Raw genomic sequence first — 16031 nt, 5'->3', positions numbered from 1 at the left:
GGTGACTCCTTGAGCCTGGTCCCGAGCGAAGCTCAGCTCACTTGGCCTGAATGCCGTTGCGCAGGATCACGTCCGACATGGCAGCTGTGTCGACGCGGATGCGGTTGGCCAGGCCTTCGGGTGACGTACCGGTGACCTGCCAGCCTTGTGCCAGGATTTTTTCGCGCACGTCGGGACGGCGAACAATCTCGACCAGCAACGCCGACAAGCGCTTCACGTGGGCCTTGGGCAGGCTGTTGGGTGCTGCCACCGCATTCCAGATTTCCAGCTGCAGGTTGCGCACACCGGCTTCGGTCAGCGTGGGCACCTCGGGCACCACGCTGCTGCGGCCGGCCGACGTCACACCGATGGCGCGCAATTTGCCGCCTCGTACCTGGGCCATCGCCAGACCTGGTGGCAGTAAGGCCAGCTGCACCTGCTCGCTGATCATGGCGGTGATCACCTGGGGGTTGCCGGTGTAGGGCACGTGCACCGGCGAGATACCAGCGCGCGATTTGATGAGCTCCATGCCCAGATGGGCCACGGTGCCCACACCAGGCGTGCCGTAGTTCCAGCGATCACCCGCCTGGCGCGCCGCGGCCAGAAACGCCGCGCCGTCCGCCGGTGCGCTCATTGGCGCAGTCAGCACAAGCGGCGCCACCGCGATCAGCGACACCGGGGTGAGATCGGTCAGCGGGTCGTAGGTGGTGGCCGGGTTGAGGATCTTGGCAATGGTGAGGTTGCCGTTGATCATCAAACCCAGGGTGTGGTCATCGTCTGCGCGAGCCACCGAGGCCGCCGCGATGTTGCCGCCGGCACCGGCGCGATTCTCCACCACCACCGGCTGACCCAGCGCCTGCGCAAGCGGTTCGGCCAGGGTGCGGGCCATCAGGTCGGGCGAGGAGCCCGCAGGGAATCCCACCACGAGCTTGATCGGCTGGCTGGGCCAGGTGGCCTGAGCGAACACGGACGAAGTGGCGCAAGCCAGCGCGATAGCGGCGGCGATGACAAAACGGCGTTGAGTGCGGTGCATCTTGCGATCCTGTTGGGTCAAAAAGACAGCAGGTTAACAGCCCTCACACAGGCGCGTGTCCAGCACGCCCCAAGGAACCGGCTTCGCCGGGCCTCAGGTGTGCTACCCCTCGGGGGAAGCCGCGCGGCGGCGAAGGGGGACTACACAGGCTCGGGCGGGCCGGCATAGAGCCAGGGATTGTCCAGCAGCGCTTCTCCCAGCGCGGCCATGGCGGCGTTGCGCCCCAGGCGCACCACTCCGCTGGCGTGGAAGATGGAGCCGTTGCGCGCCGAGCGCTGCTGCACGCGCGCGTTGCGCTGCCAGCGCGCCTGCGCGAAACGTTCTAGCAAACGAGGCCAGGTGTCTGCAGACACCGCCCCCTGTTCAGCAAGCAGGCGGTCCAGTGTCCAGGCATCTTCCAGCGCCATCGCGGCGCCCTGGGCGAGGTAGGGGCGCAGCGGATGAGCGGCGTCACCCAGCAGCGCCACGCGACCCTGCGCATGCTCACCGGGTCCGCGCATCGGCGGTCGGTCGTTGAGCGCCCAGAGTGTCCAGCCGGACACCGCGTCGATCATGGCCAGCAGCTCGCTGTGGGCCGGCCCCAGGGCGCGAAACAAATCGGCCGCCTGGGCCTGGTGCGACCAGCTGCGGGGATCGGCGCCCACCGCACCGCCGTGACCCTGACCCAGCACGCCATGCACCACCGCCACCACGTTGAACCAATCTCCACGCTTCACCGGGTAATGCACCACATGCAGCTGCGGTCCGAGCCAGGCGGTGACCACCGGCGCGCGCAAGGCCAGCGGCAGGTCGGCACTGCGCACCATGCCACGGTAGGCCAGGTGACCGCTGGCTCGCACCGGCTGCGCGCCCAGCATCTGGCTGCGCACGCGGCTCCAGAGCCCGTCGCTGCCAATCAAGGCCTGGGCGCTGAACGCGGTATCGTCTTCCAGCGTCACCCGAATCCCGTTGGTGCTCTCGGCGTATCCCGCCACGCGCGCACCGAGCTGAAGCGACACCGGTGCCTGCTGTTGCACGGCGTTCAGCAACAGAGCGTGCAGATCGGCGCGGTGCAGCGTGGCATAGGGATGGCCATAGCGCTTCTGCATCGCCTGACCCAGTCGCAGCCGACCCAGCACGCTGCCCGCGTGGGCGTCGCGCACCATCAAGGCTTCGGGAAAAGCGGCGCAGTCCACCAATGCATCGCTGAGACCCCAGTCGGCCAGCACGCGCACCGCATTGGGCCCCAGCTGCAAGCCCGCTCCCACCTCACCAAAAGCGGTGGCCTGCTCCAGCAGCTGCACACGAATCTGCGAGCGGCCCATTGCCAGGGCAGCACCCAGGCCACCGATACCCCCACCGACCACGATCACGTCTTGCGTCATGGCTGTCGATTGTGCAGCCCATCCGTGCGGAAGGTTTGACCCGACGCAACGCCGCCCGCCGCCGGCGTCCAGGCGGGTTGGCTCAGAGCACGCGGTTGAACCAGGCCAGCGACAGACCAGCGGACACCATCACCAGCAGCGCAGCGAACAAGGCCAGCAGACCGGAGACCTCCGTCTCCTTCTTCTGCACCGTGAGCCGGGAACTGAGCGACTGGTAGACCTGCTTGAGATTTTCAGCGGTGCCGGCGTAGTAGTACTCGCCCAGCGTGGTCTTGGCGACTTCTTTCAGCGTATCTTCGTCCAGCCGGACCCGCATGGACCAGCCTTCAAAGCCGATGACTTCGCCATCCACCGTGCCCACACCCACGGTGTACACCCGCACACCGCGGTCCGCCGCCATCTTGGCCGCCTCGGCCGTTTCGACGCCGGTGGTGCGCTGACCGTCGGTGAGCAGGATCACGGCTGCCGATCCGTAGGAGCCCGGCGGCACCGGTTGAAAAGCCTTTTGCTCGGTCCTGGGCTGATCGATCGCGCGCCCTCGTGGCGCGAAGGGATCGTTGTTGCGCCCGTAGGTCAGGCTGGCCAGGTCGATGCCCTGGCCTGGAAACAGCTCGCCGAGCGCGACCACCAGGGCGCTTCCGATGGCGGTGGCGCGCTGCAGCTGGAACTTGTCGATCGCCGCATTCAGGTCTTCGCGGCTGAGCGTGACCGGCTGCACCACCTGCGCCGTGCCGGCGAACGCGACGATGCCCACTTTCACATGGCGAGGCAAGTCGGCCAGAAAAGCCTTGGCTGCGTTTTGTGATGCCACCAGGCGGTTGGGCTCCACATCCTCGGCGCGCATGCTGCCCGAGACGTCCATGGCCAGGATGATGGTCTGCTCGGTGCTGGGCAGCACGATGGTGGCCATGGGCCGAGCCGAGGCCAGCAGCATGGCGGCGAACGCCAGCAGCAACAGGAACGGCGGCACATGCCGGCGCCAGCCTGGGCTCTTGCCCATGGCTTCGCGCACGATGGACAGGCTGGCAAACCGCAGCGACGCCTGACGCCGGCGGCGCAGCAACCACCAATACAGCAGAACCAGCAGGGGCAGCGCCAGCAACAGCCAGAGGAACTGCGGCCAGAGAAAGGTGACGGGCAAGTTGGAGAGGTTGGTGTTCATGGTCGGGCTCCCAAGTGCGGTGCCCCGCGCCGGGCGGAACGCAAAACAAGCAAGAGATCATTCGGCATGGCAGGCATCACCGGGTCATGTGGGCGGGCAGTGGCTGCCCGGCGCGCAAGGCACTGCGGCGACGGCGCAGGTCCACGAAGCGCAGGATGGCATCGGCCAGGTCGTCGTCGGTGGCCAGCTCCAGCGTGTCCACACCAGCTCGGTTCAAGCTCTCACGCAGCAGAGCCTCGCGCTGCGCGGCGATTCGGGCGAAGCGCTGGCGAAAACCGCTGTCGTGCGTGTCCACCAGCATCTGCTCGCCGGTCTCGGCATCGCGCACCGTCACCAGGCCCAAGTCGGGCAGGTTGAGCTCCAGCGGATCGAGCAACCGCACCGCCACCACGTCGTGGCGCCGGGCCAGCTCCCCCAGCGGCTTTTCCCAGCCCGGTTCGCTGATGAAATCCGACACCACGAACACCGTGCTGCGCTGGCGCACTGCATGGGTGGCGCTCCTCAACAGATCGGCCAGTCGCGTCACGCCATTGTTCTTGGACGGAGTCGACGATGCGGCCACCCCTTTGCGCACCAGCTGCATCAAGCGCAGCACCTGGGCGCGTCCTCCTCGCGCAGGCAGCACCGCGTCGACCTGAGCCTGGCCCAGCGCGCCGTATTGCACCGCTCCCACGCGGTTGCCGTGGCGGCTGATCAGGCGGGCCAGCACCGCAACAAAACCCAGCAAGAGCTCGCTCTTGCGTTGCGAGCCCGAACCGAAGTCGACCGATGGACTCAGGTCCAGCAGAAACCAGGCCGACATTTCACGATCTTCGGTGAACACGCGCACATGCGGCTGCTGCAGGCGCGCCGTCACATTCCAGTCGATATGGCGCACGTCGTCATGGTGCTGGTACTCGCGCAAGTCGGCCAGGTCCAGACCACTGCCGCGCATGAGCGTGCGGTGATCGCCCTGCAGCAGGCCGTCGAGCCGGCGGATCACGGTCCATTCCAGGCGCTGCAGCATGGCATCTGCGCGCTCCGACGGCTCAGCCGCCGGTGGCGCTGGCACTTCGGCTTCAGGGCGTCTTTTTTTGAAAAGGCCAAACATGGGGCAACGCGCCGTCAAGCCGCTTTCTTTTCGTGTTCGAGGGGCCGCGCAGGCGGCTTGACGCCGGCCATGATGCGGCCGATGAGCGCATCACTGGTCAGCCCTTCGGACAGGCCTTCGTAGGACAGCACCACGCGGTGGCGCAGCACATCGGGCACCAGGTCGGTCATGTCTTCGGGCAGCGCGTAGCTGCGCCCGCGCAGCATGGCCAGGGCGCGCGCGCCCTCCACCAAGCCAATGGTGGCGCGAGGACTGGCACCGTAGGTAATGAAGCGGGCGAGGTCCTTGATGCCGTGCTTGTCGGGCGTGCGCGTGGCCGAGACCAGCTTCACCGCGTACTGCACCAGCGCCGGGTCCACATACACCTCGCGGCACTGGGCCTGCAGCGCGGCGAGCTGATCGGTGGTGGCTACCGCCTGCACCTGCACTGCCGGCCCGGTGACCCGCTCGACGATGACGAACTCTTCTTCATCGGTCGGGTAATCCACCAGCACCTTCATCATGAAACGGTCCACCTGCGCCTCGGGCAGCGGATAGGTGCCCTCGGTCTCGATCGGGTTTTGCGTCGCCATCACCAAAAACGGCGTGGGCACCCTGTGTGTCTCGCCGGCAATCGTCACCTGGCGCTCCTGCATCACCTCCAGCAGCGCACTCTGCACTTTCGCCGGCGCTCGGTTGATCTCGTCGGCCAGCAGCAGGTTGGCAAACACGGGGCCAAGCGCGGTGCTGAAATCGCCGTTTTTCTGGTTGTAGATGCGCGTGCCCACCAGATCGGCAGGCACCAGATCGGGCGTGAACTGGATGCGCTTGAAACGCCCCTGCACCACGTTGGCCAGGGTCTTCACAGTGAGGGTCTTGGCCAGCCCTGGCACACCCTCCACCAGCAGGTGACCCTGTGCCAGCATCGCGACCATGACCCGCTCCAGAAAACGGTCCTGACCGACCACCACACGTTTCACTTCGTACAGGATCTGCTCCATTAGCTGGGCGGTGTCGGGGGTGGCATTCTGGTCCATGGGGTCTCCTGGGTAAGGTTCAGATTCAGCGTTTCAGGCGTTCAGAAAGGGGGCAAACCAGCGGCAGACGCAGCACTCTCGATGGGCACAGCAAAACCAATGCCCACAAACGTGCGGTGGCTGGTGGGGTTGAGGATGCCGGTGACGATGCCGACCACTTCGCCACTCATGGTGACCAGCGGCCCGCCCGAATTGCCCGGGTTGGCCGCGGCGTCGAACTGGATCAGGTTGCCAATTTCCTGCTCGCCCTCGGGCGAGCGGAACGAGCGCCCAAGGCCGGAGATCACGCCGGCCGAGGTGGAGGGGCCGATGCCAAACGGGAAGCCTATCGCCACCACCTGGTCGCCTGGCACTAGGTCAGCCGTGCTGCGCATCGTGGCGGCGATGAGGTCATCGGGAATGGTCTTGGCCTGCAGCACCGCCAGGTCATTTTCCGGCTGCGCGCCCGTCACCGACGCTTCCGACTCGCTGCCGTCGGCAAACACCAGCCTGATCACCTGCGCCGACTGCACCACATGCAGGTTGGTGAGGATGACCCCCTTGTCGACGATGACCACGCCAGTGCCCACGCCTTGCTCCACCTCTTCGCCCTGCTTGTTCTTCGCGAACGACATGACGCGCACCACTGCGGGGCGGATCTTTTCGGCCGCGCGTGCCGCAGCCGAGGGCATGTTCTGGGTGGTGAGCGTGCGCAGCACCGCGGCGTCTATGTCTTTCTGGGTCAGCGCCTTGGGGCCCAGCGCACCACGCTGGAGCACGCTGACCAGTAGAAGCGTGGCCAGCAGGGCCAAGGCCGCCCACATCACCCGTGGATTGACCGCCGCAGCCGACAGTGCGGTGCGCCAGCGAGCGCGGGGTACGGAAGGCACCACCGTGTCCGTCGCCGGCGGCTGGGGTACCCGCGCAGTCGAGCCTCGGTCCGACCGGCTGTAGAGAGCGGGCTTTCGCATGGCAGCTCCTTGGCGCCACGGGTCCGGCAGGGCCGGGTCCGGCGGCTGGGTCACCGCGCCAGGATGGACGCGGTTCGATACATCATGCCGCGTTGCGGCGCCCCGCTCAAGCGCTCAACAATTGCCTGAGCACGTAGGGCAGGATTCCGCCAGCGCGGTAGTAGGCCACCTCCACTGGCGTGTCGATACGCAGCACCAGCTGGATCTCGCGCCGCTGGCCACCCGGCGAGGTGATCACCAGCGTGGCTTCGCTCTGGGGTCGCAGCTCGGGGTGGGGCAGCACGTCAATGGTTTCATCCCCTTTGAGGCCCAGGGTTTCCCAGGAGTCACCGGCCTTGAACTGCAACGGCAACACGCCCATGCCCACCAGGTTGCTGCGGTGGATGCGCTCGAAGCTGCGCGCCACCACGGCCTTGATGCCCAGCAGCTGCGTGCCCTTGGCCGCCCAGTCGCGGCTGGAGCCGGTGCCGTATTCCTCACCCGCCAGCACCACGGTGGGCACACCGGCCGCCTGATAGCGCATGGCGGCATCGTAAATCGAGACCTTGGCGCCCTTGCCTTCGTACAAAGTGAAACCGCCCTCTTCGCGCGAACCATTTTTGTCGGCGGGCAGCATCAGGTTTTTGATGCGCACATTGCCAAACGTGCCGCGCATCATCACCTCGTGGTGACCACGGCGCGCGCCAAAGCTGTTGAAGTCGGCCTTCAAAACACCTCGATCACGCAGCCACTGACCAGCCGGTGAGCTCTCCTTGATGGAGCCAGCGGGTGAAATGTGGTCGGTCGTAATGGAGTCGCCAAACAGCGCCATGATGCGAGCGCCTTTCACCGCTGCGTCCACGACTTCCGGTTGATCCGGCGAAAAACCCTCAAAGAACGGAGGCTCGGCGATATATGAGCTCTCTGGCCAGTTGTAGACCTCGCCGCTCACGCCTTGGATGCGCTCCCACAGCTTGCCCGGCTCGCTTTTCACGCGCTCGTAGTTTTCTCGGTAGGCCTTGCCGTTCATCGCGGTCTTCATGAAGCGGTGGATTTCTTCGCTGGTCGGCCAGATGTCGCCCAGGTAGACGGGCTTACCGCCCTTGCCCATACCCACCGGTTCGGTCATCAAATCGGTCTTGACATTGCCGGCGATGGCATAGGCAACCACCAGCGGTGGGCTGGCGAGGAAGTTGGCCTTGAGGTTGGGGTGGATGCGCGCCTCAAAGTTGCGGTTGCCCGACAGCACCGCAGCGCACACCAGGTCGTTCTTGATGATCGCCTCGTTCAGCTCGGGTGTGAGGTCGCCGGCATTGCCGATACATGTGGTGCAGCCGTAGCCCGCCAGCGCGAAGCCAAGCTTTTCCAGGTAGGGCAGCAGGCCGGTCTGGGTGAGGTACTCGGTCACGATTCGTGAGCCGGGTGCCAGCGAGGTCTTGATGTGCGGCTGCACCCTCAGTCCCGCCTCCACTGCCTTCTTGGCCAGCAGGCCTGCGGCGAGCAACACGCTGGGGTTGCTGGTGTTGGTGCAGCTGGTGATAGCGGCAATCAGCACGTCGCCGTTGCCTACCGTGATGTCTTTCTGACCAGAGGCTGGCCGCGCGGCCAGCGCGGGCCGGTTGCCCACCATCTCCGCCAGATCGCGCGGCGCGCCGGCGGGTGCTTCGGTCACACCCGATCCGGCGGCCCGACCGCCGTCTGGGTGCACCTTCACGCGCATGGCCAGTCTCTCTACCGGTTGGTTAAAGCCGTTTTCAGCGTTGGGCTTGCTGAACAACGATGCGAACTGGGTCGCGACCTGCCCGAGCTCGATTCTGTCCTGCGGCCGCTTGGGGCCGGCCAGGCTGGGCGTGACCGAGCCCAGGTCGAGCTTGACCACCTGCGAATAGTCGATCTCGCCAGCCTTGATCGTCGCCCCCGGCGCTCCGGGCACGCCGAAGATACCCTGGGCGCGAAAGTAGGCTTCAAACGCTTCGATCTCGGCCTTGCTTCGGCCGGTGCCGCGGAAGTAGTCCAGCGTCTTGTCGTCGACAGGGAAAAAGCCCATGGTCGCGCCGTACTCGGGCGCCATGTTGGCGATGGTGGCGCGGTCGGGCAGGGTGAGCGACGCGGTGCCCGGGCCGTAGAACTCCACGAACTTGCCAACCACCTTGTGTTGGCGCAGGATCTCAGTCACGGTGAGCACCAGGTCGGTCGCGGTCACGCCCTCGCGCAGCTGGCCGCTCATCTCGAACCCCACCACGTCGGGCGTGAGGAAGTACACCGGCTGGCCCAGCATCGCCGCTTCGGCCTCGATGCCGCCCACACCCCAGCCCACCACGCCAATGCCGTTGATCATGGTGGTGTGGCTGTCGGTGCCGACCAGGGTGTCGGGGTAATACAGCCCGCCCTTGAGGTGCACGCCGCGCGCCAAGTACTCCAGATTGACCTGGTGCACGATGCCAAAGCCGGGCGGCACCACGCGGAAGGTGTCAAACGCCTGCATGCCCCATTTCATGAACTGATAGCGCTCGTGGTTGCGCTGGAACTCCAGCTTCATGTTCAGGTCAAGCGCATTCTTGGTGCCGTAGTAATCAACCATCACCGAGTGGTCGACCACCAGGTCCACCGGCACCAGCGGCTCGATCTTTTTCGGGTCATGTCCCAGCCGCTCAGCAGTGCTGCGCATGGCCGCCAGGTCAGCCAGCAGCGGCACGCCAGTGAAGTCCTGCAACACCACCCGCGCCACGGTGAACGGAATCTCGTCGGTGCGTGCTGCCTTGGGCGCCCAGTTCGCTAGCTGCTTCACGTGCTCGGCCGTCACCCGCTCGCCATCGCAGTGGCGCAGCACACTCTCCAGCACGATGCGCAGCGACACCGGCAGACGCTTGATGTTCGGAAATTGTTTGGTCAGCGCGGGTAGCGAATACAGCCGCCCGGCTTTGCCACTGGCGGTCTTGAACGGTTTGACGACGGATGCAAACGGGTGCGCAAAAGACGGGAAAGGGGTCACGAAACACTCCTCTTGGGGAACAGACACCTACCCATTGTGAACCGCCCGCATACCTGTGACCACGGCGCGGTTACTGTCGCCCGAAACGGGCGGATTCGAACGTGGCCAGGCGATACGATGGTGCATGACCATGCCCAACCTTACGCCGATTGCCCACAGCCTGCTCGCGCAGATTAAGCGCATTGCGCAGGTGTTTACGCCCTCACCGGTGGTCCAGCTTCATGTACCGGCGCGCGCACCCACCGGCCAGCCGCACGATGCCGAGTTCTGCGCCATTGAACTGGCAGATGGCGGTTTTGGTCTCTCTTACGTGCTGCTGGGTGACACCCTGCAGGCGCTGGTGGCCCAGCATGGCAGCAGGGCGAGCGCGCCGCTGGCTGGCGCCGACCCTTTGGTACTGGCCCACCGGCTGGTGGATGGCAGCGCGGTCGAGCGTGCCCTGGCGCTGGCCGCGATCAACGCCTTGACCGATTCGGTCTGGCGCCAGGTGGGCTACCAGCCACCGCCCGCCGGCAACTCGCTGGGTGACATCGAACTGGGGCCGCACGACCACCTCGGCATGATCGGCTTCTTTCCCCCGCTGGTGCAGCGGGTGACCGAAGCTGGCGGGCGGCTGAGTGTGGTGGAGATGAACGGAGCCATGGTGGCGCGCCAGCGCGAGCGCTTCCCCGGCTTGTCGATTTCGCTGGACCGCTCGACCCTGGAAGACTGCAACCTCGTGGTCGGCACCTCGACCATGCTGCTCAACGACACCCTGGACGACATGCTGACAGCCGCACCGCGCGCCGAGCACTTCGCGGTGATTGGACCCTCGGCCGGTCTCTGGCCCGACGCCCTGTTTGAACGCGGCGTCACCCTGCTCGGCGGCACGCGGGTGATTGACCCTTCAGCGTTCCGCGAAGCCATGGCCAGTGGCGCGTCGTGGAGCGCGGCAGCGGCCAAATTCGCGATTGGCAGGCGCGACTGGCCAGGCTGGCGCGCCCTGACTGGCATTGGCGCCTCGGCCGCCTGAGCTGCGTTGGCTCCGCTCGCACAACCCAAAAAAAAGCGGCCCGAAGGCCGCTGGTGATGCAATCGGAACGGCGATCAGGCCGCCACGCCCTTGGCGGTGTCCACGTACTCGTCGATCTGGTCGAAATTCAAATACTTGTAGACCGCGTCGCCGTTGGTGCTGAGCACGCCCATGTCGGTCAGGTACTCGGCCTTGGTCGGGATCCTGCCCAGCTTGGAACAAATCGCGGCCAGTTCGGCCGAACCGAGGTAGACGTTGGAGTTCTTGCCCAGGCGGTTGGGGAAATTGCGCGTGCTGGTGCTCATCACCGTGGCGCCCTCTCTGACCTGCGCCTGGTTGCCCATGCACAGCGAACAGCCCGGCATTTCCATGCGGGCACCAGCGGCACCGAACACCCCGTAGTGGCCTTCGTCGGTGAGCTGCTTGGCGTCCATCTTGGTGGGCGGTGCCATCCACAGCTTCACCGGGATGTCGCGCTTGCCTTCCAGCAGCTTAGACGCTGCACGGAAGTGACCGATGTTGGTCATGCACGAGCCGATGAAGACCTCGTCGATGGCGGCACCGGCCACGTCAGACAGGGTCTTGGCGTCGTCCGGGTCGTTCGGGCAGCAGACGATGGGCTCGCTGATCTCTGCCAGATCGATCTCGATCACGGCGGCGTACTCTGCACCCGCGTCGGGCGCCAGCAGCTCGGGCTTGGCCAGCCAGGCTTCCATGGCCTTGATGCGGCGGGCGATGGTGCGCTCGTCGTGGTAGCCCTGGGCGATCATGTTTTTGAGCAGCACGATGTTGGAGTTGATGTACTCGATCACCGGCTCCTTGTTCAGGCGTACGGTGCAACCAGCGGCTGAGCGCTCAGCAGACGCGTCGCTCAGCTCAAAAGCCTGCTCCACCTTCATGTCGGGCAGACCTTCGATCTCCAGAATGCGGCCAGAGAAGATGTTTTTCTTGCCCTTCTTCTCCACAGTCAGCAAGCCGGCCTTGATGGCGTAGAGCGGAATCGCGTGCACCAGGTCGCGCAGCGTCACGCCGGGTTGCATCTTGCCCTTGAATCGCACCAGCACCGACTCGGGCATGTCCAGCGGCATCACGCCGGTGGCTGCAGCAAAAGCCACCAGGCCGGAACCTGCCGGAAAGCTAATGCCGATGGGGAAACGGGTGTGGCTGTCACCACCAGTGCCCACGGTGTCGGGCAGCAGCATGCGGTTGAGCCAGCTGTGGATGATGCCGTCGCCCGGGCGCAGCGAAATGCCGCCACGCGTGCTGATGAAATCGGGCAGCTCGTGGTGCATGGTCACGTCCACGGGCTTGGGATAGGCGGCGGTGTGGCAGAAAGACTGCATGACCAGGTCAGAGCTGAAGCCCAAACAGGCCAGGTCTTTCAGTTCGTCGCGTGTCATCGGGCCGGTGGTGTCCTGGCTGCCCACGCTGGTCATCTTGGGTTCGCAGTAGGTGCCGGGCAGCACGCCCTGGCCTTCAGGCAGGCCACAGGCACGCCCCACCATCTTCTGCGCCAGGGTGAAGCCCTTGACCTTGCCAGACGGCACGACCGGCAGACGGAACAGGGTGGAAGGCTTAAGGCCCAAGGCTTCCCGCGCCTTGGCGGTGAGGCCGCGGCCGATGATGAGCGGAATGCGGCCACCGGCGCGCACTTCATCAAACAGTACCTCGCTTTTCACCGTGAACTCAGCGATCACCTTGCCGTCCTTCAGCGCCTTGCCTTCGTAGGGGCGCAGCTCGATGGTGTCGCCCATGTTCATCTGGCTCACGTCCAGCTCGATCGGCAACGCGCCAGCGTCTTCCATGGTGTTGTAGAAAATCGGCGCGATCTTGGAGCCGAGGCAAACACCACCGAAGCGCTTGTTGGGGACAAAGGGAATGTCTTCACCGGTGAACCAAAGCACGCTGTTGGTGGCCGACTTGCGGCTGGATCCGGTGCCGACCACGTCGCCCACATAGGCCACCAGGTGGCCCTTGGCGCGCAGGTCTTCGATGAACTTGATCGGGCCGCGCTTGCCGTCTTCTTCGGGCGTGATGCCCTCGCGCTTGTTCTTCAGCATGGCCAGTGCATGCAGCGGAATGTCGGGGCGGCTCCAGGCATCGGGCGCGGGCGACAGGTCATCGGTGTTGGTCTCGCCGGTCACCTTCAGCACGGTGAGCGTGATGCTCTTGGGCACTTCGGGGCGGCTGGTGAACCACTCGGCGTCGGCCCAGCTCTGAACCACGGCCTTGGCCAGTGCGTTGCCCTTGTCGGCCTTGTCCTTCACATCGTGGAACTGGTCGAACATGAGCAGGGTTTTCTTCAAGCCCTCGGCGGCCACCGGCGCCACGACTGCGTCGTCCAGCAGATCGATCAGCGGCGTGAGGTTGAAGCCACCCAGCATGGTGCCCAGCAACTCGGTGGCTTTTTCGCGGCTGATCAGCGCGCACTTCTCGGTGCCGTGGGCCACGGCAGCGAGGTAGCTGGCCTTCACCTTGGCGGCATCGTCCACGCCGGCCGGCACGCGGTGCGTGATCAGCTCAAGCAGCGTGGCTTCTTCGCCCTTGGGTGGGTTCTTCAGCAACTCGATCAGATCGGCGGTTTGCTGCGCACTCAATGGGAGGGGGGGAATACCCAGGGCGGCGCGTTCGGCCACATGGTCACGGTAGGCTTTCAACATGATTTTTTTCTCCGTACGTTTCAAACAAATTCAACTGGCAAAAAACGGGTCCCGCCCGGGCTGGCAGAGCGGGTCAAGGTCGGGTGACGACGGGGTCGTCCAGCAGGCCGGGAGGTGGTGATTTTTCAAACGCCTGGGCCACAAGCAGCTGCTCGGGGCTGGTGCAAACATCCGCCATGCGCTGTCCCAGCTTGGAGTTGACCAGCATCGACTTATTGGACAGCTGCAGCCAGACGGCGTCGCCGGTGAGCGCCTCCAAGCGCACAGCGCCGGACTTGCTTTCCACCGCGAACATGCGGAACTTGGCTTTTTTCACCTGCAGGTCAAAGTAACCCGGCGACTGGGCATCGGGCGTGAGCGTGACCACCTGCCCCAGCTCACACGGCAAGCGGCCCACGTGAACTCGCTCGGCCACCGCCAGCTCCGTCGGCGTGAGATCCCTCTCCGGCGCCGGTTGCGCGACCTGGGTGGCCTTGCCATTGTGGGATCTGCTTTGTTTGGGCGCGGCAGCCGCCTGCGCCTGCGCGGCGCTGGTCGCGAAAGCCAGAATCAGGGTGGGTAGCAGCCATTTCATCGGTTTGTCTCCTGCAATGGTGAAGCCAGCGGCCTTGGCTTACAGCCCGGATCGAACCAGGCCACGGCCTCAGGCGGCAGGGCGCGACCGGTCTGGTGCGCCCTCACCAGCACCTGCCAGTGGTAACGAACACTGGCGCGGTCGTGAAGCTGGCCTTGGAAGCTGATGGGGCCCCAGTCGGCATCGGCTGCCGCGCCCACGATCCGTGTCGCCGTCTCCACCTCAGTTTCGGTGGGTGCAAAGGCGCTCAGTATTGGGCGAATCTGCTGGGGGTGGATGCTCCACATGCGGGTGTAACCGAGTTCGCGCGCCGCGCGCTGCGCCGCCGCCTGCACCGCCTGCGTGTCAGCGAATTCGGTGACCACGCAGTGCGAAGGCACTTTTCCATTTGCATGACAAGCTTCGGCCATCTCCAGCTTCGCACGAACCACCAGAGGGTGGTTGAACTGGCCCGCCGAGGACATGGCTTCGCCAGGGATGGCGCCACCGTGGGCTGACACAAAGTCCATCAATCCGAAACTCAGCGACTGCACCCGCGGATGAGCGGCGATGTCAAACGCGTTTCGCACCGCCAGCGGCGACTCGATCAAGACATGGATCGGCAGCGCCTGGGCGCCAGCGCGGTCCAGCGCGGCCACAGCAACAGCCAAGTCGGCCAGGGTGTCCACCTTGGGCACCATCAGGTGCGTCATGCGCCGCCCCACATTGCCGACGATGGTGTTCACATCACTTTCAAAAGCGGGGTGGTCGACCGCGTGAACGCGCACCGCGATCCGGGCAGACGCGCCAGCCTGGGTGACCAGCTCGGCCACCAGCGCCGCGTGCTCGGCCTCGCCACCCACCGGCGCACCGTCTTCGCAGTCCAGCGTGACGTCAAACACGCAGGTACCGAACTCGGCCGTCATCTCGGCCTGCAGCTGCAGGCTCTTCTTCATGCGCGCCGGCACGCCGCTGTAATGGTCACAGACCGGCAGCACCAACGCGCCAGCCTGGGCACCGAGCAAGATGTCGCGAGGATGCGGTTTCACGTGCACAAATCAATGAGCAAGCAGCGATCGCCGTGGCGCGCTTCCAGCACAAGCCGTGGAACCGGCTTCGCCGGGCCACTGGTTTGATTCCCCTGGGGGGAAGACGCGAAGCGGCGCAGGGGGGTCACAGCAGATGCTTGACGCCGTCTTTCTCGCCTTCGAGCTCGGCCAGGGTCTTGTTGATGCACTCTTGCGAGAAAGCATCGATATCCAGACCTTCGACCACCTTGTATTCGCCGTTTTCGCAGGTTACCGGGAAGCCGAACATCACGTCCTTCGGGATGCCGTACCAGCCTTGTGACGGGATACCCATGGTGACCCACTCGCCGTTCGTGCCCAGCGCCCAGTCGCGCATGTGGTCGATGGCGGCGTTGGCCGCCGAAGCCGCGCTGGAGAGGCCACGCGCTTCGATAATGGCCGCGCCGCGCTTACCCACGGTGGGCAGGAACACGTCCTTGTTCCAGACCTGGTCGTTGATCATGTCCTTCACGCTGGCGCCGTCGATGGTGGCGAAGCGATAGTCGGCGTACATGGTAGGAGAGTGGTTGCCCCACACAGCCAGCTTCTTGATGCTGGAGACGGCCTTGCCGGTCTTGGCGGCGAGCTGGCTGGCAGCGCGGTTGTGGTCCAGGCGCAGCATGGCGGTGAAGTTGCCGGGCTTCAGATCGGGTGCGCTCTTCATGGCAATGTAGGCGTTGGTGTTGGCCGGGTTGCCCACTACCAGTACCTTGACATTGCGCGAGGCCACGGCGTTGAGCGCCTTGCCCTGGGCGGTGAAGATGGCGCCGTTAATGGCCAGCAGTTCGGCGCGCTCCATGCCGGGGCCGCGCGGACGCGAGCCGACCAGCAAGGCGTAGTCGGCGTCCTTGAAGGCGGTCATCGGGTCGCCGTGTGCGGTCATTTCCACCAGCAGCGGGAAAGCACAGTCGTCCAACTCCATCATCACGCCCTTGAGCGCCTTCTGGGCCTTCTCGTCGGGAATCTCCAGCAGCTGCAGGATGACGGGCTGGTCTTTGCCCAGCATTTCGCCCGAGGCGATGCGGAACAACAGGGCATAGCCGATCTGACCGGCAGCACCGGTGACGGCAACACGTACAGGCTTCTTGCTCATGTAAAAACTCCAGATAGGGACGTTGGTTGGAAACAAGCGGTCGGGGAAGCATTCGATTCCATGCTTCCCGGAGACAGGGGC

12 protein-coding genes are annotated in these 16031 nt (G+C 65.3%); 1 reads left to right on the top strand and 11 read right to left on the bottom strand.

Going from position 1 to position 16031, the window contains the following annotated elements; genetic code table 11:
- Nucleotides 1-37: 37 nt before the first annotated feature.
- The 7 genes from GPT34_RS09485 to GPT34_RS09455 form a co-directional block, all read right to left on the bottom strand.
- The gene (locus GPT34_RS09485; protein ID WP_291011483.1) at nt 38-1012 is read right to left on the bottom strand and encodes a tripartite tricarboxylate transporter substrate binding protein; all 975 of its coding nucleotides are present in this window, start codon (nt 1010-1012) and stop codon (nt 38-40) included.
- Between the two features lie 140 nt (nt 1013-1152).
- A complete protein-coding gene (locus GPT34_RS09480) occupies nt 1153-2376 on the bottom strand; it encodes an FAD-dependent monooxygenase (protein WP_291011482.1) in 1224 nt (407 codons plus the stop codon).
- 82 nt (nt 2377-2458) lie between these two features.
- On the bottom strand, nt 2459-3538 hold the full coding sequence (locus GPT34_RS09475) for a VWA domain-containing protein (protein WP_291011481.1): 1080 nt from the start codon (nt 3536-3538) through the stop codon (nt 2459-2461).
- Nucleotides 3539-3614: 76 nt separating this feature from the next.
- Nucleotides 3615-4544: a DUF58 domain-containing protein gene (locus GPT34_RS09470; RefSeq protein WP_291011480.1), complete on the bottom strand. Its 930-nt coding sequence runs from the start codon at nt 4542-4544 to the stop codon at nt 3615-3617.
- Between the two features lie 98 nt (nt 4545-4642).
- Nucleotides 4643-5644 (bottom strand): MoxR family ATPase, encoded by a 1002-nt coding sequence (locus GPT34_RS09465; protein WP_291011479.1) that lies wholly within the window; start codon nt 5642-5644, stop codon nt 4643-4645.
- 41 nt (nt 5645-5685) lie between these two features.
- Complete coding sequence (locus GPT34_RS09460) at nt 5686-6594, bottom strand: trypsin-like peptidase domain-containing protein (protein ID WP_291011477.1); 909 nt, start codon at nt 6592-6594, stop codon at nt 5686-5688.
- A gap of 106 nt (nt 6595-6700) precedes the next feature.
- Nucleotides 6701-9592, bottom strand: a complete 2892-nt coding sequence (locus GPT34_RS09455; RefSeq protein WP_291011475.1) for an aconitate hydratase — start codon at nt 9590-9592, stop codon at nt 6701-6703.
- Nucleotides 9593-9689: 97 nt separating this feature from the next.
- Between GPT34_RS09455 and GPT34_RS09450 the strand changes: the two genes are divergently transcribed.
- The gene (locus GPT34_RS09450; protein ID WP_291011472.1) at nt 9690-10577 is read left to right on the top strand and encodes a DUF364 domain-containing protein; all 888 of its coding nucleotides are present in this window, start codon (nt 9690-9692) and stop codon (nt 10575-10577) included.
- 74 nt (nt 10578-10651) lie between these two features.
- Here GPT34_RS09450 and acnB read toward each other — a convergent pair whose 3' ends face one another.
- From acnB to GPT34_RS09430, 4 genes are all read right to left on the bottom strand, one after another.
- Entirely contained in the window at nt 10652-13237 is a 2586-nt protein-coding gene (gene acnB, locus GPT34_RS09445; RefSeq protein WP_291011470.1) for a bifunctional aconitate hydratase 2/2-methylisocitrate dehydratase, read from the bottom strand.
- A gap of 73 nt (nt 13238-13310) precedes the next feature.
- Nucleotides 13311-13811: a hypothetical protein gene (locus GPT34_RS09440; RefSeq protein ID WP_291011469.1), complete on the bottom strand. Its 501-nt coding sequence runs from the start codon at nt 13809-13811 to the stop codon at nt 13311-13313.
- The gene (locus tag GPT34_RS09435) at nt 13808-14839 is read right to left on the bottom strand and encodes an aldolase/citrate lyase family protein (RefSeq protein ID WP_291011467.1); all 1032 of its coding nucleotides are present in this window, start codon (nt 14837-14839) and stop codon (nt 13808-13810) included. Before GPT34_RS09435 ends, GPT34_RS09440 begins: the two co-directional genes overlap by 4 nt.
- 124 nt (nt 14840-14963) lie before the next feature.
- Nucleotides 14964-15950, bottom strand: coding sequence for a malate dehydrogenase (locus tag GPT34_RS09430; protein WP_291011465.1), 987 nt, complete (start codon nt 15948-15950; stop codon nt 14964-14966).
- Between the last annotated feature and the right edge of the window lie 81 nt (nt 15951-16031).

Source organism: Hydrogenophaga sp., assembly GCF_011390835.1.
Taxonomy (GTDB): Bacteria; Pseudomonadota; Gammaproteobacteria; order Burkholderiales; family Burkholderiaceae_C; genus Hydrogenophaga.
This window is presented reverse-complemented; position numbering and strand designations above follow the sequence as displayed.